The organism is Thiovibrio sp. Mzg5, from assembly GCF_055379285.1.
The window spans coordinates 2481394-2505587 of sequence record NZ_AP022872.1 but is presented as its reverse complement, the minus strand read 5'-3'; the positions used below and the strand labels follow the sequence as shown (position 1 = coordinate 2505587).

Below are 24194 nucleotides of genomic sequence, written 5' to 3'. Positions count from 1 at the left end.
TTACAGCTCTCGGGATCGTGCCTGCGGAGCCCGGTCCGCCTGCGGGCAACAACATGTGGTATGCCGATTGGCAAAAGAAGCTATATCTTGCGGGAAATCAAAACGCCTCTTGGCATGATTTTTTTTCCGCCATTCGCTTACAGGTGGGGTCATGACCGAGACAGAAAGCTTGCTTGCGGAAGAAATTCTCATTGTCCGCCATTCCGGGGAGATTCCGGAAATCGCCTTCCACGGCTCCCTGTATTATCTCTGCGAAGATCCGGCAGGGCCGCAACTCACTTTGAGTCAAGAGGAACTGGATGTCCTGCGCCAGCAGGTGGTGGCCCGTTACCGGGAAATCCTGCTGCGGGATCTCAGCCCGGAAAACCGAGACGCCCGCATCTTTCGGGGGTTGAAGCGCTGCATCTTCAACTGGGAGCGGCTGGGTAAATTCTGTATCCGGCAAGAGATGGAGATCGAGGAAGCGCTGCGCCGAGAGATTGCCGAAGCCTTGCGCTGCTTCCTGCGGCAGGAAGTCGATGAGGTGCGGGCCGGGCTGAGGCAGTCCTGCCTCAACTGCACCCAGGAGGAGCTGGAGATCTTTGCCAGGGAGATAGGGGTTTTACCGGAGCAGCTGCCGGAAGATGTTGAGAGGTTGTTCTGTGCGCAGGACTAAAAATCCCCCCTCCCCTCGCGGGAGGGGTCGGGGGTGGGGGAACTAACTATGAAACCACGAAATTCCTTGCACAACCAAGCCTGTGGACTGCGCAATAACCTTACTGACGCGGAACACCGACTCTGGCAGCATTTGCAAAACAACCAGATGGAAGGCGTGAAATTCCGTCGCCAGCAACCGCTTGAAAGGTATATCGTTGACTTCGTTTCTTTTGACAAACGGATCGTCATAGAGCTTGACGGAGGGCAGCATGCGGAGGACGAGAACAGGGACCAACAAAGGGATCGCTGTCTTGCCATGAATGGATTCAGCGCATTAAGATTCTGGAATAACGCAGTTTTTGAAAATCTGGAAGGAGTGCTTGAGGTTATCAGGCAGCGGTGTCTTTAAGAGAGTTCCCCCACCCCCTGACCCCCTCCCGCAAGGGGCGGGGGAAGCGTTTAACTTGTGCGGATTTTCTTGAGCAAGGAGGTGGTGGAGTAATTTTCCACCAGGGGAATGGAGAGCACCCGGCCGCCTGCAGCCAGCACCTCCGAAGCGCCGACAATCTTTTCCACCGGCCAGTCGCCGCCCTTGACCAGCACTTCGGGCATCAGGGTGGCGATGAGCTTCTGCGGCGTTTCTTCACCAAAGATCACCACATGATCCACACAGCCCAGGGCAGCGAGAATCCTGGCCCGGCTCTGCTCATGGTTCACCGGCCGATCATCCCCCTTGCCCAGCGCCCGCACCGAGGCATCGCTGTTGACCCCGACCACCAGACAATCGCCCTCCCTGCGGGCCTGCTCCAGATAGGTGACATGCCCCTGATGCAGGATATCGAAACAGCCGTTGGTGAATACCACCTTCCGGCCCACCGCCCGGTAGCGAGCAGTCAGCGAGGCCAACTCCTCCAGCTCCATGATCTTGTTCTGATCATAAAACCGGTACGGAGTCGGCCCCACCGTATTAAAGCGCTGCCGCAGTTCCTGCATCCTGGCCGGGGCGATCCCGACCCAGGCTTCCTCCGGTTCGGCGCCACCCTCGGCCAACACCGCGCCATCCGGACCGATGACCAGGGAATGGCCGCCGAATTCGGTTTTCCCGGTAGTGCCGCAACGGTTGCAGGCCACGACAAAAATCTGATTCTCGATGGCCCGCGCCATGGCCAGGGTCCGCCACTGCTCCCGCCGGGCCTCAGGCCACTGGGCGCTTGCCACCAGCAGCCCCGCGCCTTGGGCGGTCTGGGTCTTGGCCAGCTCGGGGAAACGGAGGTCGTAGCAGACCAACCCGGCCACCGGACCAAGCCCGGTCTCCATGGGCTGGGGATTGTCCCCGGGGGTGAAATGACGATCCTCGGCCATGGGCGCGAAGAGCTGCTGCTTGCGGATCGATCCGGCAACCCCGTCCGGCCCCACGATGTACAGGGTATTATAGATGGCGGAGCCGATCTCGGTGAGCACCTCCTCGGGCAGAGAACCGGCCAGATAAATACCGTGCTGGTGAGCCAACCGCTGCAACTCCTCCAGCACCTCCACCGTCTGCAGGGCGAAATGCTGGAGACGCTCGTAGGCAAAGCCGCAGCTCCACAACTCAGGCAGGACGATGATCCCCGGCCCTTTTGGGACCAGACGGGCCAAACCCGCCCGCACCGCAGCGAGATTCGCGGCAGGATCGGCCAGCTTTACGTCAAACTGGAGAAAACCAGCGTGATAATGGGCAGGAGTGATGTCGATGGTATTTTTCATAACGTTAGAATGACCCGGTATCCCCTTTTTGTCAATATGAGGTTGAAAGGGTGCCGGCTTGTGCCAGGGCCTGGCACCGAAAGCCTGTGTTTTTTCCACATTGACAATCTGTTAGGCACATGAGATTGTTGCTGTATATTTTCCTTGTTGCTGAAATTTGCGAAAATTCTACGCACATCTCTATCCCTTAAACGGTTGGCTTCCCATGAACCCTCATCTCCTTCGCACCCACCTGCTTTTCCTCGGGTTCATGATTCTGACTCCCACATTTGCCAACGGAGAAAAACTGTCAGATATCCCGACAATAGCATTCCAAGTCTCCACAAAACCCGTCGATCTCACTCGACTGAGCGACTTCGGGGCCTACGAAATTGTGGGGAACAAAAAAATCGCGCTGATCAATGACGGCCGTAGTATTTGGCTTTTTAAGGGGGGTAACAGCAAATTAGAGAAAAAATCGTTTGCCAAAAGCCCGCAGGAAACAACCTGGTATGGCCCTGTTTGTACGATGGGGGATACCTTTGTCGTTGCCGTGCAGGATTACCCGGAAGAACAACTCGAAAAAGAGAGCACCGCCCCTCGGGGCAGCTTTATCGAGGGGCCAGCTGGAGCGGGATTCATCTTGCTTTCCCCTGCCAAGGCTGATCGGTATTTACCATCACTCACCGTGGCTTATCGCCCTCCTCAAGAATTCACTCCCGACCCCGGCGACACGGAGAGGCAGCTCTTTTCCGATACTGTGCAATGCTGTGCCTGGGACGGGACTTCGCTATTCCTTGGCAGCTACGGCTCTGTGGGAAAAGCAAATTTTGCTACCGCCACCATTGATCTGATCGAGGAAGATTCCGGGCAAACGCTCAGTCATCTCCCGCTGTTTGTCGAAGACCAAACCATTTGGTTTGGTCTTGACGAGGGCGGATTGGGCGGCACCTCCCTTGTCATGCGGCCATTTCGCGGGGAGGCAAAAAGCTTCTTCATTGCGAATGGCGAGGATGTCGTTTCCTTCAGCGCCTTGACAAGGCATGAAAGCCGATTGATCGCAGGAACAAGCCACGGACTTTTTCTGTTGGACGAAACATCAGAGCACTTTCAGCGCTTGGCTTTTGGCGAAAAATACTCCGGCTCGCGTGTCACGACCTTGATAAGCCACAACGGATCTCTCTGGGCTTTTATCGGCAACGAGTGGTTGTGCATAGATCTCAAGAAGCGAAAGGCTGTGCGATATGTCAATTCAACTCCAACCGAACTGACCACCGGCATACCTTTTAACGGCATATGGCTTCTTGCTGGCCCCACTGGTGTGTGGAAATTGCATCTTCCGTAAAAGCCACCCCCTTTCCCCTCAAGTTTTCCTCCCAAGCTCCCGAAAAGCACCGTAACACGTGTGCGCCTTCGTCCGCCGTGCCACACTGCAAACCAGCACCGGGAGCTTTGCCGATGAACATTCCAGCCCAATCCAGCCAGGGACCCGCCGCCTCCACCGACTACCAATCCCTGTATTCCGCCCGCTCCGGCAAGAGCACCTTCGAGCAGACTCTTGCCCAGGTCCAGTCGACCTCTTTCTCTCTGACCACTGCGGAAGGCGATCAGGTCACCCTTTCGGGCCTGAGCCAAAATTATCAATACACCCAGGCAATCGGCTGGTTTAACCCCGCATCCTCTGGGGTGAATTATACCAGCAGCTCCACAAGCGCCCAAGCCATGGGCATCTCGGTGCAGGGCGACCTCAACGAGCAGGAGCTTGCCGACATCACCAAGCTGGTGGGCGAACTGACCTCCATTGCCTCCACCTTTTTTTCCGGCGACCAGCAGGGCACCATGGCCAGGGCCATGGATTTCGGCGAAATGTCCATGGGCTCGGTCTCCTCGCTTTCCGCCACATTCAGCAGACAAACCGTTACCCAGACCAGGCTCACCAACCACTCGCCCCTGCCTGCCATGGAAGATCTCAAAGACCCGAAGCTCAAGGATCTCTACGATAAATTGGGAGCGGACAAAAGCGGAGAGCCGGATTACGCCACCGTGCTTGAAGCGCGCTGGCAGCAGATTCTCAAGGCCCTGGATGAAATGAAAGCAAAAGAGATGGATGGCTTATTTGCCCGGAGGACGGACCCCGCACCGTTACCGGTCACAGGGGTGAACGCCGAAACGCTTGCCCTGCCAGCCGTCCCGCCCGAGGAGCGTGCGGCCCGACAGATGGTATCCCACATGGAGCAGCTCCTCACCGACCACCCGCAACTGACCCCCTTTGCCAAAGTTCTTGGCAACACCGCCATGGATACAGCCGCACGCCAACCCGAACAGGGTCTGCCGAACACCACCAGGGCGCCGGGCGACCTGAAAAACGCCTTTCTCAACCAGCTGCACCAGTGGTTTCTACCGTCGGAACCACCGACAACCAGCCGACCGGGTACGGCAGTATAACCTTATCCCCGCCCCACTCCGCCGATCACCACTTGACCACATTCACCAGGGCCGGACCCCGCTGCACGGTCCGCTGGTATTCCACCGCCGGGTCGCCAAAGGCAAGGGCATAGCCCAGGGTGTGATTTGCCGGGATACCCAGCTTGCCCACCACCTCGGGACAGGCGGCCAGGGCCATCATGCAGATGCCGTCCCAGACCGTGCCGACCCCGTGGGCATGGGCGAGCAGCTGGAAGGTGGTCAGGGCGATGAGGGTGTCTTGGGCCGGACAGGGCGCGTCTGCGGGGGCGCTGGTGATGAGCAGATGCGGGGCTCCCCGGAAAAGGATATCCATGCCCTTCTCCTGCCAAGCCGTGGCTGTCCAGCCGAGGTACTGGCCGGCCAACCCGCCCGGCAGCTCGCCAGCGTCTTTCAGTTTCATGAGACGTTCCATCAGATGCTCCCGCAACCTGTGCAGCACCGCCCGCTCCCGGACCACGGTGAAGAGCACCGACCGAGCATTGACCCCGGTGGGCGCATGGCCGGAAACCTCCAACAGATGGTCGATCAGCTCCGGGGCCAGATCATGCTCGCGGTAGCGGCGCACCGCCCTTCTGCCCTTGATCAGGGTTGCCAGGTGTGCCGGGTCGGGCAGGTTTCCCTTAAGCTCCGTGCTCGCCTCGGGGTCTTTGCCGAGGATCGAAACCGCCGCAGTGGGACAGACGGCCAGGCAGTGCTGACACCGGATACACCCCGCTTCATTGGTCATTTTCGGGTAGCCATCATCCATGGCGATCACTCCCGCCGGGCAGTCAAGCGCGCATTCGCCGCACTGGATGCAGCGCTCCTCATCAATACGAAACTGAAGCATGGTGGCCCTCCTTTTGTTTTCAGGACATTTTCGGAACGGTTTGGGACAACCTCCGGAATATATTATTGTATTAGCGCATTTTCCCCTGGACTACCAAGAAAATTGCACCGGAAGGAATTCAGGCGGCAAAAGTCCATATTTTTTCAGTATTGACAGCCCGTCGGACGTATGGGATGTTTTTTTAGTGTGCCTGGGACCCGGCCGTGTTTTCCTGGGTGCATCGACATTTTTTTGTTGGTCGAGACGAGCCCTCCGTTGAAAAAAGCCTGAATTTCCTATCCACCAGGCCATAATCCTTTTCCTTAGTGATGAGCGCCATGACCACAAAATCTTCTCCAGACCTTACCCGTGCCACCCTCGCCCTGCTCTGTCTCGGTATGCTCATTGCCTCCTGTTTCTTGATCCTGCAGCCGTTTTTCCCGGCGCTGATCTGGTCCGGGACCATTGTCGTGACAACTTGGCCGCTGATGCTCAAGGCGGAGAAGATGCTGCACGGCAAACGCTCGCTCGCCGTGCTTTTGCTCACCGGATCCGCACTGCTCGTTTTTTTTCTTCCCCTTGTCCTGGCGGTTGGAACCATCGTGGAAAACGCCGGCCGGATTGCCGACTGGCTGAAATCGCTGGCCGCTTTTTCGCTGCAACCGCCCCCGGACTGGCTGGAAAGCCTGCCGTTTATCGGCTTGCCGGTCTCTGAGCTTTGGCGGCAGCTTGCCGCCCTGCCCCCGGAGGAGTTGGGTGGGCGGCTCTCGCCCTATCTCGGCAAGGTGGTCCGCTGGTTTGTGGGGCAGGCCGGCAATTTCGGCATGATGCTCCTGCATATGTTGCTGACCCTCATTCTCACGGTCATTTTCTACGTCCGGGGCGAATGGGTGGCCGGGTGGGTGCTCGGCTTTGCCCGAAGGGTGGCGGATACTGCCGGAGAGAACTCGGTGCTCCTTGCCGCGCGGGCCATTCGCGCCGTGGCCCTTGGCATTATCGTCACTGCGGTGGCGCAAACGTTTCTGGCCTGGCTCGGTCTGATCTTGGCCGGCATGCCCTACACCCTGTTGCTGACCGCCTTGATTTTCCTGCTGGCAGTGATCCAGGTGGGACCTGCCCCGGTCCTTATCCCTGCGGCAATCTGGCTTTACTGGCAGGGGCATTTGGGCTGGGGCACCTTCCTGCTCGCCTGGTCGCTCCCGGTCTGCACCATCGACAACTTCCTGCGGCCGCTGCTGATCAAGCAGGGCGCCGATCTGCCCCTGCTGCTTATTTTTGCCGGGGTTGTCGGCGGCCTCATCGCCTTCGGCATCATCGGCCTGTTTGTCGGTCCGGTGCTGCTCGCTGTTTCCTACACCTTGCTCTGTGCCTGGATCGAGGACGGTGAGCTGAAAAAAACCGCAACACAGACGGAGGCTTGACCATGATCCGCACCAACCTGCGAAGACTTTTCCTCGCCCTCTTTGTGGCCACGCAACTCGCCGGAACTCCGGCCCCCTGATCATCGCGGACGTGCTGGTGGGGGTAATCGACTAGGTTCCCGATGGGCCTCGCCCTTCGCCCCAGGACCGCCTCGCCTCCAAGGAGATAATCCTGCCCCCCACGCCCCAATATTTTATGCAATCTGTAAAAAGCTTTGACAGATTGCATAAAATATTATTGCCGACCCTTGCTCTTTCCCCAACCCCTGATCCACGGCGGTGCCGACGCCTCCTATCAGCACAAAGGGATACAGGTGCGGAGCTGGCAGGAAAGCGGCACCCTCCTCTCTGCCTGATTGCTTCAGGAGGCTTGACAACCTCCGCCTTCCTGCTATCTTTGTGGCAATAAGCCATTCCTTGCCAACACTTCCCCGGAGACCGGAGATTCATGAAAAAGACCGTTACCTTCCTGCCCGACAACGTCACCATCGAGGTGGATGAGGGCGAAAACCTGCTGAGCGTTGCGGCCAAGGCCGGGCTCTATATCCAGGCCTCCTGCGGCGGCGACGGGGTCTGCGGCAAGTGCAAGGTCAAGATCGAACAGGGCGAGGTTGCGGCCAACAAGGCCATGCAGCTCAAGGATGAGGAGCACGCGGCAGGCTTCCGTCTGGCCTGCCAGTCTTCGGTTATTCAAGATCTGGTGGTCTTCATCCCCGCCGCGACCAGCAAGGACGGCAAGGCCCTCAAGGCCAAACCCAAAACCACCCGCTCCATCTCCGCTCGGTCCCTGGACCATCTCATCGGCACCTGGCAGGTGGCGCCGCCGGTGGAGAAGCGCTTCCTTACCTTGGAGCCGCCGACGCTGGAAGACAACGTGCCCGATCTCCAGCGGTTGATGCGGGCCATCAAGAAAAAATGCCACGACTGCGCCGAGCCCACCTACGACCACCCGGAACTGCTGATGGAGCTGCCCTTTCTCCTACGGGAGGCCGACTGGCAGGTGACGGCGATCATGCTGCGCGGCAAAAGGGCCGAGGAGCCGGATCGAATCATCGCCCTGGAAGCGGGCGACACCACGGGCAATCTCTACGGCTTGGCGGTGGACATCGGCACCACCACGGTGTGCGGGGTGCTGATCGACCTCAATTCAGGCGAGGTGATCGCCGAGGCCTCGGCCTACAACGACCAGATCGGCTGCGGCGAGGACGTCATCTCCCGGATCATCTATTCCCAGCGGCCCGGCGGCCTCAAGGCCTTGCAGGAAAAGGTGGTCCGCACCATCAACGCGGTGATCGAAACGGTGTGCAAAAAAGTGATGATCAGCCCCAGCAACATCAGCTACATCATGGCCGCGGGCAATACCATCATGAGCCATCTGCTTCTGGGCTTAAACCCAAAATACCTGCGCGAGTCGCCCTATGTCCCGACCTGCAGCCACTTCCCCCTGACCCGCGCCGCAGCCCTGGGCATCCACGCCCACCCCTCGGTACGCCTCTTCCTCTACCCCTCGGTTGCGAGCTACGTGGGCGGCGATATCATCTCCGGGGTCCATGCCTGCCAGATGTACAAGAGCCCCCTGCTCACCCTGTTCATCGACATCGGCACCAACGGCGAGATCGTGGTGGGCAATGAGGAGTGGATGGTCTGCGCCGCCTGCTCCGCCGGCCCGGCCTTTGAGGGCGGCGGCATCAGGCACGGGATGCGGGCCAATGCCGGGGCCATCGAGAACTTCCACATCCACCCCGAAACCCTGGAGCCGATGATCATCACCATCGACCGCATCAAGCCCTGCGGCATCTGCGGTTCCGGCCTCATCGCCATCGTGGCCGAGCTGCTGGAGACAGGAGTCCTCGACCAGCAGGGCAAGTTCAACCGCACCCTCGACCATCCCCGCATCCGCCAGGGGGTGGACGGCTACGAGTACGTGCTGGCCTGGGCCAAGGACACCCTCATGGGCGAGGACATCGCCATCACCGAGGTGGATCTCGACAACCTGACCCGGGCCAAGGGCGCCATGTACGCGGGCTACGTCACCCTGCTGGAATCGGTGGGCATGACCTTCGCCGATCTGGACCGGGTGATCATGGCCGGCAACTTCGGGGCCTACATCGACCTGGAGCAGGCGATCTGCATCGGGCTGCTGCCGGACATCGACCGCGACAAATTCTACTATCTGGGCAACGCCTCCATGCTCGGCTGCCAGATCAGCCTCACCGACCATGTCCGCTTCCGGGAACGGATGATGGTCAGCTCGTTGATGACCAACCTGGAGCTTTCGGAAAGCGCCCAGTTCATGAACCATTACATGGCCTCGCTTTTCCTGCCCCACACCGACATGGCTCTCTTCCCCACGGTGCGGGACAAGCTACCGCGCCAGTAACTATGGAAAACATAGAACCCGACCTGGCAGTCTGCCTGATCCACAACCCGGCCCAGCCCGAAGCGCTTTTCCCCTTTCTGGACGCGCTCCTGGCCCATGCCGATCCGGTGGCCGTGGAGATCATCGTAGTAGCCAGCCAGCCGGAGCATCCCGCCCTGGCCCGGCTGGAACGGGCTTTCCCGGAGATCACCATCCTGGAAAGCAGCGGCGCCGACCATCCGGCCAAGGCGCGCAACCATGCCTGCCGGCTGGCCACGGCCCGCTATCTCTCCTTCTGGGATGAGAATCTGCGGCCGCAACCCGGCTGCCTTGCCACTCTGATCCGTTTTCTCGATGAAACCCCGGAGGCGGGTCTGGCCGCCCCCCGGATCGTTGACCTCCAGGGCATGGTCCAGCCCTCGGTGCGCTCCGCCCCGACCCTGGCCACGATCCTCTGCCAACACACCCCCTTGGGTCGGCTGCTCCCGGCCGCGCCTCACATCCTCAGAAAGCACCTGCTTCTGGAACAGGACCACCTGCGCTCCTTCGAACCGGAATGGCTCCTGGACAGCTGCCTGGTAATCCGGCAAGAGGTGGCGGCGGAGATCGGCCTGCTGGACGAGGGCTTTGCCGCGCACTACGCCGATGCCGATTATTGCCTGCGGGCGCACCAGGCGGGCTGGCATCTCCACTATCTGGCCGAGGCCGTGGTAATCCAGAGCGGACCGGAATCCTCTCCTGCTCCGGCCAGAATCTCCGCCAGCAACACCCCTCTCCTGGTGGGCGACTGCACCCGTCTGCTTTTGAAAAAATGGCTGCGCCCCGCGCAAATGCCCGGTTGATTCGCCCCAGAATGTGCTGTTGAAAACCTGTTCACTTTTTGTTGGCTGCCTGTTGAAAACCTGTTGATATCCGCCAATCTTTCCCCGCAAATCCTTGGTAGGCGTCGGGTTCCGGCTCCTCCTGCCCTTTCGCCAGCCCGCCTGCCCCCTGTTGATTTCTTACACGTTTCACGTGAAACCATGATGGGTCGCCCGGATGAGCCCCGCGACAAAGTGCCACGCTGCGCAAAAATTATCCGCATGCTACTGTCCACATGGATACATTTTACTCAGGATTCCCCAAGGCCAGGACAGCTCGCCACTGGCCAGGCCTGAAATTATCCGCGCTGATTCAAGGAAATAACTCCATGGCCACAGACAATGGCATGGTTCGTGATATACTGGCTGCACAGAGTGTTGTTTCCCTGTTTTCACCCACCACGTTACGATGTTTATAACCAGAGGAGGATTGTCCCATGAAAAAAACCACCATGTTCCAGATCAGCACCATCCTGGCAGGCTCCCTGCTCAGCGCCACCCTGGCCTTTGCCGCCACCGACTACAGCGCCATGACCAACGAGGAGCTGGCGGCACAGCGCGGCACCATGCAACAGAACACGATGGAAGAGCGGAACGCCTTCCAGAACGAATGGCAGAAGCGGGTGCAGCAGATGAGCCCGGAAGAAAAACAGAAAGCCATGCGGCAGCCGGAGAATGCCCCGCGTGACGGATCTGGCCAGAAGTCCGGCCAGGGACAAGGCATGGGCAGCGGCGGTGGCGGTATGGGTTCCGGTTCTGGCTCCGGCAGCATGGGCTCCGGCGGTATGGGTTCTGGGGGCATGGGCTCCGGTGGCATGCGGGGGGGCGGCGGCGGACGGCGTTAATCCGTTTCCCAACACCTTTTTCAACCCACCATGGCCAGGCAGCCTCCCACGGTTGTCTGGCCATGGTTCATTGTGTGCAACCCCCGGAGATTCCCCATGCACCTGCGCAAGATCGCCTCCCTCACCGCCCTGATCTCTTTTGTCCTCGAGATGCTGACCAGCGTCATTCTCTACATCGTGCCCCAGGGGCGGGTGGCCTACTGGTCGGACTGGCGGTTGTGGGGCTTGAGCAAAACCCAGTGGGGCAACCTGCATGTGAACCTGGGCGTTCTGTTCCTGATCGCCATCTGCCTGCATATCTACTACAACTGGAGCCCCATTGTCGCCTATCTGAAGAACAAGGGAGCGGAACTGAGGGTTTTCACCAAGGACTTCACCGTCGCCCTCCTCCTTACCCTGGTTTTTTCCTTGGGAACCTATTGGGAGCTGCCACCGTTTTCCACCATCATTGAAATCGGCAAGCAAATCAAGGAGGCGGCCGCAAAAGAATATGGGGAACCACCCTACGCCCATGCCGAATTGTCCTCGCTTCTCACCTTCAGCAAAAAGGTGGAACTGGACCTGGATGCCAGCCTGACCCGCCTGGCCGCAGCCAAGATCCGCGTCACCGATCCGGGCCAGTCCATCGCCGACATCGCCCGGATGAATAACCTGAACCCAAAGGCCGTGTATCAGGCCATGCTCCCGCCGGAACAGGCGGGACAGGTCAAGACCCTGCCCACCAGCCCGCCGGCCGGTTTCGGCAAGAAATCCCTTGCCGATATCTGCCGGGAATACAATCTCGACATCAAGGCTGTGCTCCAAGGGTTTGCCGACCGCAAGATCACGGCCCGTGAAGCCATGAGCATCAAGGAGATCGCGGCGGAAAACAACACCTCGCCCATGGATATCTTCGAACTGCTCAGGCAGGTGGCAAACCAGAGCTGATTTCGACCTCGCGGTCTAGGTATATCCACCGATTTCCGCGCCACTCCGACACTTTTTACATCCCTGCGCCCTGTTGCCTGTTGACATCCGTTTTGTAAAACGCTATTTTCCCACGTTACCATGCACTCTTACACGCGAGAAAACCGCCGTTTCCATCATCGGGAGCGGTAGAGATATATTGAAACCACAGCACGGGAGAAAACAATGAAGGTAGCAGCCATCGCGGAAAGCATCAACATCATGGGCAAAAGAAGCGGCACCGCCATGAAGGAACGGAACCAGGCCCCTGTTCAGGAGATGGCCAAGGAAGAGTCCGCCGCCGGCGCCTCCTACCTGGATCTCAACATCGGACCGGCCCGCAAGGATGGGATCGAGCTGATGCCCTGGGTTGTGCAGACCGTGGAAGCGGCCAGCTCCGTGCCCCTTTGCCTGGACACCACCAACACCGACGCCATGGCCGCCGGGTTCAAGGTGGTGAAAAACCGCGAAGCCGCGATCATGAACTCCATCTCCGCCCAGCCCGAGCGGATGGAAAAACTCATCCCCGTTGCCGCCGAGGCAGGCTGCAATGTTATCGCCCTCTTGTGGGGCCCGGACGGCATGCCCCGCGACTCCAACGAGCGCTGCGCCATGGCCGTTGACCTGATGATGGCCCTGGCCGAGGCCGGCATCCCCAACGAAAAGATGCTCTTCGACCCGATCGGCACCCCCATCACCCTGGGCGCCGACCAGCTCGCCTCGGGTCTTGAGTTCATGTCCATGCTGCAGGAGATCGCCCCGGGCGCAGGCTCCACCGTGGGTCTGTCCAACGTCAGTAACGGCGTGGCCGAGCATCTGCGCAAGTACCTCGACCGCACCTACCTCATCATGCTGATGAAGCACGGAATCACCACCGCCATCGTCAATTCCTACGACAGCGAGCTGATGGCAATCTGTAAGGGCGAGCGCCAGAACCTGGTGGACATGGTCCACAACATGATGGACGGCAACGATCCCGATCCCGCAGGTCTGACCGGCACGGCCATGGAGCATTATAAAACCTATAAGGTTCTCTCGGGCCAAAACGTGTTCAGTGAGTCCTGGCTGACTCTGTAAGAAAGCGGTATGATATAAAGGCTGCTTTCTCGAACCCGGGACGGCCTTTCTAAAAGAGGAGGCCGTCGGTCTCCTCTTTTTTATTTTGGGGTCTGAATATATGGCGGACATCCCTTCGCACCACATGATCTACGGCAGCCTGGTCGATTTTGTCACCGGCGAACCGCTGGTGGACACCGACGACGAACGTTATCGCCAGAAACTGGCCCGGCTGTTGGTGGAAGAAAAAGGGTTTGCCAAGAGCGAGCTGACCATGCGGCGCAGGATTGAAACCCTGTTTGCCAAGCAGTTCGTGGCCTCCAAGATCGACATCGTGGTGAGCATCGCAGACCAGCGGGTGCTGGTGCTGCGCTACGGCCCCGGCTCGCTGGTGACCAGGGAGCGTCCGGCCATTGCCGCAGCCCGGGTGCTGGAGGAGAATCAAATAATCCCCCTGGTGGTGGTGACCAACGGCGAGGACGCCGAATTGCTGGACGCCAGAACCGGCAAGGTGCTGGAGACCGGGCTGGGGGCCATTCCCAACAGGGAGGCGGTTGTCGCCCTGCTGCCTACCCTGGATTTTACTCCTGTTGCCCCGGAACGCAGAGAGCCGGAGTTGCGGATATTGAATGCCTTTGATGTGGAATCCTGTTGCGCGGGCGGGCCTTGTGCGTTGCCCAATGCGAAAGAAGGCTGAAAATCCCCTCTCCCCTTGCGGGAGAGGGATAGGGTGAGGGGGAACCTGCTGGAGGTGAGGCCTTGGCAACTTCACCCACCCCCAACCCCCTCCCGTCAAGGGAGGGGGACTTAATACGAAAAGCCTTACCCGACCTGCGAACCCTTAAAATTTTCGTGGAGTTCGTGGCAAAAGTTATCCCTTGGAGACAGCACCATGACACAGCACTGGAGCAAGACAAGCTGGCAGCAATTCACCGCCCTGCAGCAGCCCAACTGGCCGGACAGGCTTGCCTTTGACGAGACGGTGCAGACCATCTCCAAGCTGCCGCCCCTGGTCTTTGCCGGAGAGATCCGCACCTTGAAGAAGCAGCTGGCCCTGGCCGCCGAGGGCAATGCCTTTCTGCTCCAGGGCGGTGACTGCGCCGAGGAGTTTTCCATGTGCACCGCCCCCTCCATCCGGGAGCTCTTGAAAGTTATCCTGCAGATGGCGGTGATCATGAGCTACGCGGGCGGCAAGCCGGTGATCAAGGTGGGCCGCATGGCCGGACAGTACGCCAAGCCCCGCTCGGCGGACACCGAAATGATAGGCGGCGTGGAGCTGCCCAGCTACCGGGGCGACATGGTCAACGCCATCGAGCCAACCCCCGAGGCCCGGCGGCCGGACCCGCAGCGGATGCTCAAGGGCTACCACCTGGCCTGCGCCACCATGAACATCCTGCGCGCCTTCACCATGGGCGGCTACGCCTCTTTGGAGCGGGTGCATTCCTGGAACAACGAGTTCGTGGGCCGTTCGCCACAGGGGCAGCTCTACGATAAACTGGCCCGCCAGATCGACCAGGCCATCAATTTCATGCGCATCGTGGGCATCGACACCGATATCCCCCAGCTCAACCAGGCCAGCTTCTTTACCTCCCACGAAGCGCTGCTTCTGGGCTATGAGCAGGCCCTGACCCGCCAGGATTCCACAAGCGGCGACTGGTACGACTGCTCGGCCCACATGCTCTGGATCGGCGAGCGCACGCGGCAGATCGACGGGGCCCATGTGGAGTTCTTCCGGGGGGTGCATAACCCCATCGGGGTCAAGATCGGGCCCAACCACAATCTTGACGATGTGAAAAAGCTGGTCAGCATCCTCAACCCGGACAACGAGCCGGGCCGCTTGACCCTCATTACCCGCTTCGGCGCGAAAAAGATCGGCGACAGCCTGCCCACCCTGGCCCGCGCCATGAAGCAGGAGGGGTTCAAGTTGGTTTGGAGCTGCGACCCCATGCACGGCAACACCTACACCGCGGAGAGCGGCCACAAGACCCGGAATTTCGACGAAATCATGAACGAGATCCGCTCATTTTTCGAGATCCACTGGAGTGAGGGCACGGTACCCGGCGGCATCCATTTTGAAATGACCGGGGAAAACGTCACCGAATGCACCGGCGGCGGGAGAAAGATCCTGGACCACCACCTGGCCGAGAACTACCGGACCAACTGCGATCCGCGCCTCAACGCGGAACAGAGCCTGGAATTGGCCTTCCAGATCGCCGAGTTGATGCGGGAAAAATAAAATAATCGTTTTTTTAAACTCCCCTCTCCCCTTGCGGGAGAGGGTTAGGGTGAGGGGGAAGTCGGCAGATGCAACCCACCCCCCAGCCCCCTCCCGTCAAGGGAGGGGGAGCCTAATGCAAAAACTGCTCTTTACAGACAAAAAAAGCCCGGTGCATTCTCCATGCACCGGGCTTTTTTTGTGCTCGCTTTCCTGAAAAAACTACAACCTGGGCGGCCCCGACAGGATCATCTCGGCAATGGTCTTTTTGACCTTGGGCAGTTGGCCCTGCTGCTCCCCAAGCAGCTCTTGCTCAAAGGCCACCAACTCCCGGAACAGGGGGGCTCGCTCCACGGTCGGCACAGCCGAACGTCCGACGATGATCTCCTGGCAGCGGAAACAGCCGGGGAATTTTTTGGTCTGGCCGTTGGGAAAGGTGAGGCTGGAGGGCACCCCGTGCATCCGGCAGATCATCAGCCGATGGTGGTAGAGACTGCAGCGCCCCTCTTCGTTAAGCGGGCACATGACCTGAGGCCGTTCGCCATTGGTCAGCGCCGCCTCGCAGGCTGCGGCATAGTCAGCCGCCCGAGTTTCCAAGACTTTACGGCGTTCCGCCGATAAGGCCCCGATCCCCACCCAGAGATAGGCCCACTCCACATAAGTATGGTGCTGAAAATAGGAGTCGCAGCAGTTGTCCGAGCAGCCCTGGCAGGTGAAATCCAGCTGTTGGGCCACGAGGTCGTAGGCCTGTTCCATGCGGCTGTAGAGATCGGCGATTTTCGCGGCAAGTTCCGGTTGCAGAATCGGGGCTTCCATGCTTAGTTGTCCTTGTTGTGTTGAAAAGAAGCAATCTACCAGAAAACGACCATTCCTTCAAAGACATCCGCCCATGACCTCTCTTCTCCCCTGCTTCAAGGCCTACGACATCCGGGGCCGGGTGCCCGATGAGCTCAACGAACCCTTGGCCTTCAACATCGGCCAGGCCTACAGCGCCCAATTCGCCCCGAAAAAGGTGGCCATCGGCCACGATATCCGCCTCTCCAGCCCTGCCCTGGCCAAGGCGCTGACCGAGGGCTTTCTCACGGCCGGGGTGGATGTGGTGGACCTGGGCCAGGTCGGCACCGAGGAGATCTACTTCGCGGCCTTTCATCTCGCGGTGGATGGCGGGGTCATCGTCACCGCCAGCCACAACCCGGCGGATTACAACGGCATGAAGCTGGTCCGCCAGGGGGCCCGGCCCATCTCCGGGGACACCGGGTTGCGGGAGATCGAGCGGCTCGCTGCGGAAGGGTGCCGGATTACGGCGGACACGCCCGGCGTCCTGACCCGTCTGGACAACAAGCCCGCCTATCTCGACCACCTGCTGGGCTATATCGACCATAAGGATTTGAAGCCGCTCAAAATCGTGGCCAATGCCGGCAACGGCTGCGCCGGACCGGTGATCGATCGGCTCGCCGCACAGCTGCCCTTTGAGTTCATCCGCTTGCAGTGGGAAGCAGACGGCTCTTTTCCCAACGGAGTGCCCAACCCGCTGCTCCCGGAAAACCGGGAGGTCACGGCCAACGCGGTTCGAGAACACGGCGCTGATTTCGGTCTTGCCTGGGATGGCGATTTTGACCGCTGCTTTTTCTTTGACGAACGGGGGGGGTTTATCGAGGGCTATTACCTGGTGGGGTTGCTGGCCCAGGCCATGCTGGACAAACATCCCGGGGCCAAGATCATCCACGACCCGCGGTTGGTGTGGAACACCCAGGAGATTGTCCGGCAGGCGGGCGGTATTGCTGTGCTGAGCAAGACCGGCCACGCCTTTATCAAGGAAAGGATGCGGGCCGAGGATGCGGTGTACGGCGGCGAGATGAGCGCCCACCACTATTTCCGCGACTTCGCTTACTGCGACTCCGGCATGATCCCCTGGCTGCTGGTGGCCCAGATTCTGAGCAGCTCCGGTCTGCCCCTTTCGCAACTGGTGCGGGAACGGCAGGCGGCTTTTCCGGTGAGCGGCGAGATCAACAACCGGGTCAGCGACCCTGCGGCGGTGATTGCCAGGGTGGAGGAGTTTTATGCCGAAACACCAGGGAAAAAGGATTACACCGATGGCTTGAGCTTTACTGCGGAGAGCTTCCGCTTCAACATCCGCAGCTCAAACACCGAGCCGGTCCTACGCCTCAACGTGGAAAGCAAGGGTGATCCGGCCCTGCTGGCCGCCAAAACCGAGGAGCTGCTCTCCCTGATCCGGGCATAGCACCGGTTATCCACCGCCTTTTTAATTGGCAGTCACCATCGCCAAAAATCCATGCAGGCTTGCCGTGACAACCAGCGCCAGGCCCACCTTGCGGTGGATGCCGATTTTGACCTGGATCCAATGCTGGCCGGAAAACAGCTGAAACAGGAGCAGCATAAAATTGATGAGCCCGAGGAGCTGCACCAGGGATATTCCGCCGATCCGCATATTCACCCCCCCAGAATATTAAAACATCCAGCCGGAGCTATTGCAGGCCCACGGTTGCCGTTGCCGTGTTGTTGCTGCCGTGCATATTACAAAAAGCTGCCGACTCAAGGGTAATTGGCCCGGTCAGCACGTACTCAAAGGTGCGGCTGAACTCAGCCGCCTCCGGAAGATTCATCCCGCTGAACTCCCAGCGGGCCGCCTCCTGGCCATTGATGATGAGCGAGACCATTTTTGTATGATGAAAAAAATTGTTGGCGCTGTGCTTGACAAAAAGGGTGATTTTAATCTTCTCCCCCTGCGCACCATTCGCCGGAGCTTCCAGGCGGACAGCCGACTTATTGGCCAGGGCCGAACCCGCGCCCAGAAAAAGCAGGGCGATTACCATCAGCAGCACAATCTTTTTCATGGTGCTTCCTCCTGTATGCCTTATTGAGAAAAACCTTTTGCTTTCATTATAGCTCAAAGAGCGTCCACGATTGCATTAAAGATTGCACTGGGCCGCATGGCCTGCATGGCCTTTACCCGATCCGGGCGGTAATAGCCGCCGATATCCACCGGGCGCCCTTGGGCGCTGTTCAACTCAGCGACAATCGTTGCCTCGTTGTCACCCAGCGCCTGCGCCACCTTGGCAAACCGCGCCTGCACCTCTGCATCCTTGCTCTGCCCGGCCAGCGCCTGCGCCCAGTAAAGGGCCAGATAAAAATGGCTGCCCCGGGTATCCCGCTCCCCCACCTTGCGGGAAGGGGACTTCTCGTTTTCCAGAAACTTGCCGATGGCCTCGTCCAGCGTCTCCGCAAACAGCAGCGCTTTTTCGTTTTTAAAGATAGCGTAGATATGCTCGAAGGAGGGCACCAAGGCGCAAAACTCCCCCAGGGAATCCCAACGCAGATGCCCTTCCCGCAAAAACTGCTCCACATGCTTGGGCGCTGAACCGCCGGCGCCGGTCTCAAACATGCCCCCCCCGTTCATCAGCGGGACAATGGAGAGCATCTTGGCGCTGGTGCCGAGTTCCAGGATGGGGAAGAGATCGGTGAGATAGTCGCGCAGCACGTTGCCGGTAACGGAGATGGTATCCTCGCCCTTTCTGATCCTTTCCACCGAGAAGCGCATCGCCTCCTCCGGCTGCCTGATCCGGATATCCAGGCCGCTGGTGTCGTGGTTCGGCAGATAGCTCTTCACCTTGGCGATCAGTTCGGCATCGTGGGGCCGGTTGGCATCCAGCCAGAAGATGGCCGGAGTGCCGGTGGCCCTGGCGCGGCTCACCGCCAGCTTGACCCAATCTTGGATCGGCGCATCCTTGGTCTGGCAGCCCCGGAAGATGTCGCCCGCTTCCACCGGTTGCGCCAGCAGGGTCTCGCCGGAGGCGTTGTCCACCAGGCGGATCGTTCCCTTGCCGGGGGCCAGAAAGGTCTTGTCGTGGGAACCGTACTCCTCGGCCTTTTGCGCCATCAACCCGACATTGGCGACGCTCCCCATGGTGGCTGGGTCAAAGGCGCCATGGACTTTGCAATCTTCAACGACCTCTTGATAGATCGTGGCATAACAGCGGTCCGGCACCATGGCGATGGTGTCGTGCAGCTGGTCGTCTGCCCCCCACATTCGGCCACCGTCGCGGATAACCACCGGCATGGAGGCGTCGACGATCACATTGTTGGGGACATGCAGGTTGGTGATGCCCTTGCTGGAATCCACCATGGCCAATTCGCAGTTTGTCTTATAGGTTGCCTGGATGTCTGCCTCGATCTGTGCCCGCTCTGCCTCGGGCAGGGTCTGGATCTTGGCGTAGAGATCGCCCAGGCCGTTGTTGACATTGACCCCCAGCGCCTTGATGATCGCAGCATGCTTGGCAAAAACATCCTTATAAAATACGGAGACGCAGTGGCCGAACATGACCGGGTCCGAGACCTTCATCATGGTGGCCTTGAGATGGAGGGACAAAAGCAGGCCGTCCTTTTTCGCCGCCGCAATCTGCTCGGCATAGAATTGCCTTAGATTCGCCACATTCATCACCGAGGCATCGAGAATCTCGCCTGCCAGCAACGGCAACTTTGCCTTCAACACCGTGATCCCGCCATCGTCGGCGACAAACTCAATCCGCGCCTCACAGGCACTGGGCAGCGTCACCGACTTTTCGCTGCCGTAGAAATCGCCCGCCGTCATATACGCCACCCGGGTTTTGGAATCAGCAGGCCAGGGCTTCATCATCCGGTGCGGATTTTTCTGGCCGAACCGTTTCACCGAGGCCGCCGCCCGCCGGTCGGAGTTTCCTTCCCGCAGGACCGGATTGACGGCGCTGCCCAAGACCTTGGCAAATCGGGCCTGCAGCTCTTTCTCGGCCTCGGTTTTTGGCGCCTCGGGATAATCCGGGATCGCGTATCCTTTCCCCTGCAACTCTTTGAGCGCCTCCTTGAGCTGGGGAACCGAGGCACTGATATTGGGCTGCTTGATGATATTGGCCTCCGGATGCTTGACGAGCTTGCCCAGTTCGCCCAGATCATCGGGAACTCTCTGGCTCTCGGTCAGCTTTTCCGGAAAATTGGCGATGATTCTTCCGGCCAGGGAGATATCCTTGGTGGTCACGGCAATGCCCGACCCCTTGGTATAGGCCTGGAGAATCGGGAGCAGGGAATAGGTTGCCAGGGCGGGTGCTTCATCAACTTCGGTGTAGATAATCGTTTGGGTCGTCATATTTTTTCCTTCGTTTTTTAGGAGTCGTTACGAAATAACCCTCGCTGTTTTCATTAAAAAAGGCGCCATTGAGGGTTGGGAAACAGGCGCGGAAACAGTGCCGGAAAGTCAAAAGGATTAGCACATACCGGTTGGGATTGCAAATAGCATCTTGTCCGGCGCCCTCTCCTTTTACCCCGCAGCCCCCTGTTTTTACTGGTTGCTTTTCCTCGTCCCGCCGCCATACAATGGGGCATCTCATCCACCGGAATCACAGGAGCCGTCTTCATGGGCGAATTTGTCTGGAGCGCCAAATACAGCATCGGCAATGCGCAGATCGACGCCGAGCACCAGAGGCTGATCGAGCTGGCCAACGATGTCGCCACCTTTGCCGGCAGCGGAGAAAAACTCCTGCGGATCAAGGGGGCAATTGTCGCGCTCTACGACTATGTGAAAATCCATTTCCAGCACGAAGAAGAGTACATGCTCCAGCTGGGCTATCCGCAGTATGAAGAACACCAAAAACTGCATGAGGGGATCATCGCCGAGATGAACGCCATCATGAAGCACAGCGGCAACCTGGATATGCTGGTGTACAAATTCAAGCGGCTGATGAACGCCTGGGTGCTGGAACATATCCTGACCGAGGATTCCCGGATAACCCCAGCCAAAAAACCGGAAGAGACCGCCGATTCCCCAACAAACGAGGCCCCCTGATGATCATTACCACCACCCCCTCCCTCGATGGAAAAAAAATCTCCGCCTATCTGGGCGTGGTCACCGGCGAGGCCATCGTCGGCGCCAACCTGTTCCGCGATCTCTTTGCCAGCATCACCGATATCGTGGGCGGCCGCTCCGGCGCCTACGAAAAAGAGCTGCGGAGAGCCCGGGAAATCGCCTTTGAAGAGCTCACCACCGCAGCGGGCCAGCTCGGGGCCAACGCCGTGGTCGGGGTGGATATCGACTACGAGGTTTTAGGCGAGAGAAACGGGATGCTCATGGTCAGCGTCAGCGGCACCGCCGTCAGAACGGAGTAGGCAGCCAGCCATGAGCAACCTACCCAAAACCGTCTCCCCCTTTGTCATCTACCTCTTTCTGGTGATCGGCCTGCTCTCCGCCGTGGCCTTCCGGTTGCTGACCATCATCAACACCTTCAGCCCCTCCCTGCTGCGGCCGGTTTGGTATTTCGGGGTCATCGGCTACATCTTCTTTTTCGCCTACCGGTACCATATCTCCGAAAAGCGCAAAAAAACCATCCGCGCCAATCGGCTGCTGGAAAAAATCCAAGGCGCAGGCGAGATCACCAGCGAAGACCGGGCGCTCATCGCCTATGTGCTCTCCTCCATCATGAAATCCAAGGAAAACCTCAACTACCTGTTCATCTTTGTCCTCTCCATTGCCGCGGTTGGTGTGGATATCCTCCTTGCCCTCCAGGGCCATTGACCAGCACTAGTCGGGAATCCAGGAGCAAACATCTTGATCTTTACGGTTTTTCCGTTATAACAAGGCCTTGCCGCCCTGCAGGAAAACCTTACGGATACTGGATACCAAAACCCCATGAAAACGATTCTGGTGGTGGACAACCACCCTGTTGTCTTGAAACTGCTGGTGGAATTCCTGAAAAAACAGGGCCACGAGGTGATTACTGCGGAAGACGGGCTTGCGGCCCTGGAGGTTCTCAAGACGGTCAGGCCGGACATCGTTTTTACCGACCTGATCATGCCCAACATCAGCGGGGAAAAGCTCTGCCAGGTTATCCGCAGCCGGGCCGAGCTGAAACAGCTTTATATCATCGTCTACTCGGCCACGGTGCTTGAGGATGAAACCAATATCCTGAACCTCGGGGCCGATGCCTGTATCGCCAAAGGGCCGTTCAAGAACACCGAGGCGCATATCGCCCGGGTCATCGAGCATATCGACAACGGCACCATCCATGAATTGCAGGGCAAGATTCTCGGCGGAGAAGACCTGTACAAACGACATATCACCTCGGAGCTGCTCTTTTCCAAGCGGCACTATGAGGTTATCTTCAACAGCTTGCCCGAAGGGGTGATGGAATTCACCCTGGACGGCACGATCTTCCATGCCAACGCTGCCGCTTTAGAGTTGTGCGGCCTGCGGGAAGAACACCTGCTGGCCTCCAGCTTTTTTGATCTTTTCAGCGGGGAAAGCCGGGAACGGTTGCGCAGCCTGCTGCACACCCCTGGTCAAGCCCCGCTGGTCATCAACGAAACCGCACCGCTCCTGCTCAACGGGAAATTGGTCACCATCCATTTTCTTCCCAGTACCGATGAGGCGCGCACTTTTATCATCGCCATCATGCGGGATCTCACCGAAAAGATCACGGCAACACAGGAGCTTGAACAGCTCCGCCGCCAGCAGGAACGCATCCTCAATGCCGTGGGCGAAGGCATTTTCGGCATTGATCCCGAAGGCCGCATCACCTTTGCCAACCCGGCAGCCCTCGCCCTGCTTGATTATGAGCAGCATGAATTGGTGGGCATCAACTTACAGGAGATCGTCCACCCCTGTAAGCAAGAGGGAGAAAAATACCCGGAGAATGGTTGTCCGATCTGCGCGGCCGGCCAGGACGGCTTTATGCGCAAGGGAACCGAAACCTTCTGGCGCAAGAACGGCGCGGGGTTTCCGGTCCGCTACACCTCCACCCCGATTGTGGAAGACTATGAAATCCTAGGCGCGGTGGTCGCCTTCGCCGATATCAGCGAACGCAGAAAAATGGAAGAAAAGCTGCGGGAATCCGCCCTGACCGATGAGCTCACCGGCCTTTTCAACCGCCGCGGCTTCATGACCCTGGCCGACAAGCTGATCAAGATCAGCGCGCGTGACAAAACCGACCTTCTGCTCATCTACGTCGATTTTGACAACATGAAATGGGTCAACGACTCTCTTGGCCATACCGTGGGCGACCAAGCCCTCATTGAGGCCGCCACCCTGCTGGGGGATACCTTCCGGCTGGCCGATGTTGTCGCCCGGCTGGGCGGAGACGAATTTGTCATCCTCTGCACGGACAACTCGGCGCTGGGCAACGAAGAAACCATTATCAACCGCCTGGGCGAAAATATCGAAAAAGCCAACCGGCTGACCACCCGGCAATACCCGCTGTCCCTCAGTGTCGGGGTGGGCCGCTATGAACATCTGGCCCCCTGCTCCATCGACGAACTGATCCGCCGGGCCGACCGGGCCATGTACGAAAACAAGGAAGATAAGAAAACCCGCCACCAGGAGGGCTATAAGCTGTAGCGCCACCGCGCCGGATTGCTTTACCCCACCATCTCGACCAATAAAAAATTCCCGCCTGCTTTTTCCCCCTGGATTTTTCTCCAACATCTGTTATAGTAACAATTATCATTAACTTTAGCGGGGTGATACATGGATATTACTGTTGAAAAAAATGTTGTGGAATTCAAGCCCGGCAATGCCCAAGAAACCGCAGCCATGGAACTTCTCTGGCGGGTTATTGTGGACTGTCTCCGGGAAAACAAGAAGCTGGTGCCCATCGGCGAATACATCCCCGGCAAGGAAAACCTGGCCCGTTTTGTCATCGAGGGAATCCCCGGCGGCAAAACCCAGTGGTCGGACCTCAAAGCCCCGGCGGACAGCACCTATTACTGTTCCGTCTGCAACAAGTATATGCAGGTGAAAAAAGACAACGAGATTCCGAAATGCTGCGGCCGAGACATGGAAACCATGGACTGATCCGCCCCACGAGTAACCGAGAACG

At 58.9% G+C, this 24194-nt stretch carries 24 protein-coding genes; 18 read left to right on the top strand and 6 right to left on the bottom strand.

What is annotated here, in order from left to right; genetic code table 11:
• Positions 1-151 precede the first annotated feature (151 nt).
• Both ACZ46D_RS11540 and ACZ46D_RS11535 read left to right on the top strand, forming a co-directional pair.
• Complete coding sequence (locus ACZ46D_RS11540; protein WP_464927586.1) at positions 152-655, top strand: hypothetical protein; 504 nt, start codon at positions 152-154, stop codon at positions 653-655.
• A gap of 48 nt (positions 656-703) precedes the next feature.
• The gene (locus ACZ46D_RS11535) at positions 704-1045 is read left to right on the top strand and encodes an endonuclease domain-containing protein (protein ID WP_464927585.1); all 342 of its coding nucleotides are present in this window, start codon (positions 704-706) and stop codon (positions 1043-1045) included.
• A gap of 50 nt (positions 1046-1095) precedes the next feature.
• On the opposite strand, the gene rfaE2 is transcribed toward ACZ46D_RS11535, so the two are convergent.
• Positions 1096-2382, bottom strand: coding sequence for a D-glycero-beta-D-manno-heptose 1-phosphate adenylyltransferase (gene rfaE2 / locus ACZ46D_RS11530; RefSeq protein ID WP_464927584.1), 1287 nt, complete (start codon positions 2380-2382; stop codon positions 1096-1098).
• 205 nt (positions 2383-2587) lie between these two features.
• Here rfaE2 and ACZ46D_RS11525 point away from each other — a divergent pair, with 205 nt between their 5' ends.
• Complete coding sequence (locus ACZ46D_RS11525; RefSeq protein ID WP_464927583.1) at positions 2588-3706, top strand: hypothetical protein; 1119 nt, start codon at positions 2588-2590, stop codon at positions 3704-3706.
• Positions 3707-3819: 113 nt separating this feature from the next.
• Positions 3820-4806: a hypothetical protein gene (locus ACZ46D_RS11520; RefSeq protein ID WP_464927582.1), complete on the top strand. Its 987-nt coding sequence runs from the start codon at positions 3820-3822 to the stop codon at positions 4804-4806.
• A 25-nt stretch (positions 4807-4831) separates the two neighbouring features.
• Here ACZ46D_RS11520 and ACZ46D_RS11515 read toward each other — a convergent pair whose 3' ends face one another.
• The gene (locus tag ACZ46D_RS11515; RefSeq protein ID WP_464927581.1) at positions 4832-5656 is read right to left on the bottom strand and encodes a nitroreductase family protein; all 825 of its coding nucleotides are present in this window, start codon (positions 5654-5656) and stop codon (positions 4832-4834) included.
• A 317-nt stretch (positions 5657-5973) separates the two neighbouring features.
• On the opposite strand from ACZ46D_RS11515, the gene ydiK reads away from it, so the two are divergent.
• The 8 genes from ydiK (at position 5974) to ACZ46D_RS11475 (ending at position 15357) form a co-directional block, all read left to right on the top strand.
• Positions 5974-7056: an AI-2E family transporter YdiK gene (ydiK, locus tag ACZ46D_RS11510; protein WP_464927580.1), complete on the top strand. Its 1083-nt coding sequence runs from the start codon at positions 5974-5976 to the stop codon at positions 7054-7056.
• Between the two features lie 448 nt (positions 7057-7504).
• Positions 7505-9436 carry an ASKHA domain-containing protein gene (locus ACZ46D_RS11505; RefSeq protein ID WP_464927579.1) on the top strand — a complete coding sequence of 644 codons (1932 nt, stop codon included), beginning with the start codon at positions 7505-7507 and terminating at the stop codon, positions 9434-9436.
• A 2-nt stretch (positions 9437-9438) separates the two neighbouring features.
• Positions 9439-10257 carry a glycosyltransferase gene (locus ACZ46D_RS11500; protein WP_464927578.1) on the top strand — a complete coding sequence of 273 codons (819 nt, stop codon included), beginning with the start codon at positions 9439-9441 and terminating at the stop codon, positions 10255-10257.
• Positions 10258-10712: 455 nt separating this feature from the next.
• Positions 10713-11120, top strand: coding sequence for a hypothetical protein (locus ACZ46D_RS11495; protein ID WP_464927577.1), 408 nt, complete (start codon positions 10713-10715; stop codon positions 11118-11120).
• 96 nt (positions 11121-11216) lie between these two features.
• Positions 11217-12047 carry a DUF4405 domain-containing protein gene (locus ACZ46D_RS11490; protein ID WP_464927576.1) on the top strand — a complete coding sequence of 277 codons (831 nt, stop codon included), beginning with the start codon at positions 11217-11219 and terminating at the stop codon, positions 12045-12047.
• Positions 12048-12251: 204 nt separating this feature from the next.
• A complete protein-coding gene (locus ACZ46D_RS11485) occupies positions 12252-13142 on the top strand; it encodes a dihydropteroate synthase (RefSeq protein ID WP_464927575.1) in 891 nt (296 codons plus the stop codon).
• A gap of 100 nt (positions 13143-13242) precedes the next feature.
• Entirely contained in the window at positions 13243-13818 is a 576-nt protein-coding gene (locus tag ACZ46D_RS11480) for a type I restriction enzyme HsdR N-terminal domain-containing protein (protein ID WP_464927574.1), read from the top strand.
• Positions 13819-14013: 195 nt separating this feature from the next.
• Entirely contained in the window at positions 14014-15357 is a 1344-nt protein-coding gene (locus tag ACZ46D_RS11475; RefSeq protein WP_464927573.1) for a class II 3-deoxy-7-phosphoheptulonate synthase, read from the top strand.
• Between the two features lie 201 nt (positions 15358-15558).
• On the opposite strand, the gene ACZ46D_RS11470 is transcribed toward ACZ46D_RS11475, so the two are convergent.
• On the bottom strand, positions 15559-16152 hold the full coding sequence (locus tag ACZ46D_RS11470) for a hypothetical protein (protein WP_464927572.1): 594 nt from the start codon (positions 16150-16152) through the stop codon (positions 15559-15561).
• 73 nt (positions 16153-16225) lie between these two features.
• On the opposite strand from ACZ46D_RS11470, the gene ACZ46D_RS11465 reads away from it, so the two are divergent.
• A complete protein-coding gene (locus tag ACZ46D_RS11465) occupies positions 16226-17578 on the top strand; it encodes a phosphohexomutase domain-containing protein (RefSeq protein WP_464927571.1) in 1353 nt (450 codons plus the stop codon).
• Between the two features lie 21 nt (positions 17579-17599).
• Here ACZ46D_RS11465 and ACZ46D_RS11460 read toward each other — a convergent pair whose 3' ends face one another.
• The 3 genes from ACZ46D_RS11460 to ACZ46D_RS11450 are packed head-to-tail and all read right to left on the bottom strand — an operon-like array spanning position 17600 to position 20473.
• Entirely contained in the window at positions 17600-17785 is a 186-nt protein-coding gene (locus ACZ46D_RS11460; RefSeq protein WP_464927570.1) for a hypothetical protein, read from the bottom strand.
• 37 nt (positions 17786-17822) lie between these two features.
• Complete coding sequence (locus tag ACZ46D_RS11455) at positions 17823-18191, bottom strand: desulfoferrodoxin family protein (protein WP_464927569.1); 369 nt, start codon at positions 18189-18191, stop codon at positions 17823-17825.
• Positions 18192-18244: 53 nt separating this feature from the next.
• On the bottom strand, positions 18245-20473 hold the full coding sequence (locus ACZ46D_RS11450; RefSeq protein ID WP_464927568.1) for an NADP-dependent isocitrate dehydrogenase: 2229 nt from the start codon (positions 20471-20473) through the stop codon (positions 18245-18247).
• Between the two features lie 267 nt (positions 20474-20740).
• On the opposite strand from ACZ46D_RS11450, the gene ACZ46D_RS11445 reads away from it, so the two are divergent.
• From ACZ46D_RS11445 to ACZ46D_RS11425, 5 genes are all read left to right on the top strand, one after another.
• A complete protein-coding gene (locus tag ACZ46D_RS11445) occupies positions 20741-21169 on the top strand; it encodes a bacteriohemerythrin (protein ID WP_464927567.1) in 429 nt (142 codons plus the stop codon).
• On the top strand, positions 21169-21489 hold the full coding sequence (locus tag ACZ46D_RS11440; protein WP_464927566.1) for a heavy metal-binding domain-containing protein: 321 nt from the start codon (positions 21169-21171) through the stop codon (positions 21487-21489). The genes ACZ46D_RS11445 and ACZ46D_RS11440 overlap by 1 nt, the downstream gene beginning before the upstream one ends.
• Positions 21490-21499: 10 nt before the next feature.
• Entirely contained in the window at positions 21500-21895 is a 396-nt protein-coding gene (locus tag ACZ46D_RS11435) for a hypothetical protein (protein WP_464927565.1), read from the top strand.
• Positions 21896-22009: 114 nt separating this feature from the next.
• Positions 22010-23713: a GGDEF domain-containing response regulator gene (locus ACZ46D_RS11430; protein WP_464927564.1), complete on the top strand. Its 1704-nt coding sequence runs from the start codon at positions 22010-22012 to the stop codon at positions 23711-23713.
• Positions 23714-23842: 129 nt separating this feature from the next.
• Complete coding sequence (locus ACZ46D_RS11425; protein WP_464927563.1) at positions 23843-24169, top strand: hypothetical protein; 327 nt, start codon at positions 23843-23845, stop codon at positions 24167-24169.
• The last annotated feature ends 25 nt before the right edge of the window (positions 24170-24194 follow it).

What these genes read in the sequence shown, in the direction of transcription:
- ACZ46D_RS11540 (WP_464927586.1), top strand. Translation starts at nt 152, where the DNA reads ATGACCGAGACAGAAAGCTTGCTTGCGGAAGAAATTCTCATTGTCCGC.
- ACZ46D_RS11535 (WP_464927585.1), top strand. Translation starts at nt 704, where the DNA reads ATGAAACCACGAAATTCCTTGCACAACCAAGCCTGTGGACTGCGCAAT.
- rfaE2 (WP_464927584.1), bottom strand. Translation starts at nt 2,382, where the DNA reads ATGAAAAATACCATCGACATCACTCCTGCCCATTATCACGCTGGTTTT.
- ACZ46D_RS11525 (WP_464927583.1), top strand. Translation starts at nt 2,588, where the DNA reads ATGAACCCTCATCTCCTTCGCACCCACCTGCTTTTCCTCGGGTTCATG.
- ACZ46D_RS11520 (WP_464927582.1), top strand. Translation starts at nt 3,820, where the DNA reads ATGAACATTCCAGCCCAATCCAGCCAGGGACCCGCCGCCTCCACCGAC.
- ACZ46D_RS11515 (WP_464927581.1), bottom strand. Translation starts at nt 5,656, where the DNA reads ATGCTTCAGTTTCGTATTGATGAGGAGCGCTGCATCCAGTGCGGCGAA.
- ydiK (WP_464927580.1), top strand. Translation starts at nt 5,974, where the DNA reads ATGACCACAAAATCTTCTCCAGACCTTACCCGTGCCACCCTCGCCCTG.
- ACZ46D_RS11505 (WP_464927579.1), top strand. Translation starts at nt 7,505, where the DNA reads ATGAAAAAGACCGTTACCTTCCTGCCCGACAACGTCACCATCGAGGTG.
- ACZ46D_RS11500 (WP_464927578.1), top strand. Translation starts at nt 9,439, where the DNA reads ATGGAAAACATAGAACCCGACCTGGCAGTCTGCCTGATCCACAACCCG.
- ACZ46D_RS11495 (WP_464927577.1), top strand. Translation starts at nt 10,713, where the DNA reads ATGAAAAAAACCACCATGTTCCAGATCAGCACCATCCTGGCAGGCTCC.
- ACZ46D_RS11490 (WP_464927576.1), top strand. Translation starts at nt 11,217, where the DNA reads ATGCACCTGCGCAAGATCGCCTCCCTCACCGCCCTGATCTCTTTTGTC.
- ACZ46D_RS11485 (WP_464927575.1), top strand. Translation starts at nt 12,252, where the DNA reads ATGAAGGTAGCAGCCATCGCGGAAAGCATCAACATCATGGGCAAAAGA.
- ACZ46D_RS11480 (WP_464927574.1), top strand. Translation starts at nt 13,243, where the DNA reads ATGGCGGACATCCCTTCGCACCACATGATCTACGGCAGCCTGGTCGAT.
- ACZ46D_RS11475 (WP_464927573.1), top strand. Translation starts at nt 14,014, where the DNA reads ATGACACAGCACTGGAGCAAGACAAGCTGGCAGCAATTCACCGCCCTG.
- ACZ46D_RS11470 (WP_464927572.1), bottom strand. Translation starts at nt 16,152, where the DNA reads ATGGAAGCCCCGATTCTGCAACCGGAACTTGCCGCGAAAATCGCCGAT.
- ACZ46D_RS11465 (WP_464927571.1), top strand. Translation starts at nt 16,226, where the DNA reads ATGACCTCTCTTCTCCCCTGCTTCAAGGCCTACGACATCCGGGGCCGG.
- ACZ46D_RS11460 (WP_464927570.1), bottom strand. Translation starts at nt 17,785, where the DNA reads ATGCGGATCGGCGGAATATCCCTGGTGCAGCTCCTCGGGCTCATCAAT.
- ACZ46D_RS11455 (WP_464927569.1), bottom strand. Translation starts at nt 18,191, where the DNA reads ATGAAAAAGATTGTGCTGCTGATGGTAATCGCCCTGCTTTTTCTGGGC.
- ACZ46D_RS11450 (WP_464927568.1), bottom strand. Translation starts at nt 20,473, where the DNA reads ATGACGACCCAAACGATTATCTACACCGAAGTTGATGAAGCACCCGCC.
- ACZ46D_RS11445 (WP_464927567.1), top strand. Translation starts at nt 20,741, where the DNA reads ATGGGCGAATTTGTCTGGAGCGCCAAATACAGCATCGGCAATGCGCAG.
- ACZ46D_RS11440 (WP_464927566.1), top strand. Translation starts at nt 21,169, where the DNA reads ATGATCATTACCACCACCCCCTCCCTCGATGGAAAAAAAATCTCCGCC.
- ACZ46D_RS11435 (WP_464927565.1), top strand. Translation starts at nt 21,500, where the DNA reads ATGAGCAACCTACCCAAAACCGTCTCCCCCTTTGTCATCTACCTCTTT.
- ACZ46D_RS11430 (WP_464927564.1), top strand. Translation starts at nt 22,010, where the DNA reads ATGAAAACGATTCTGGTGGTGGACAACCACCCTGTTGTCTTGAAACTG.
- ACZ46D_RS11425 (WP_464927563.1), top strand. Translation starts at nt 23,843, where the DNA reads ATGGATATTACTGTTGAAAAAAATGTTGTGGAATTCAAGCCCGGCAAT.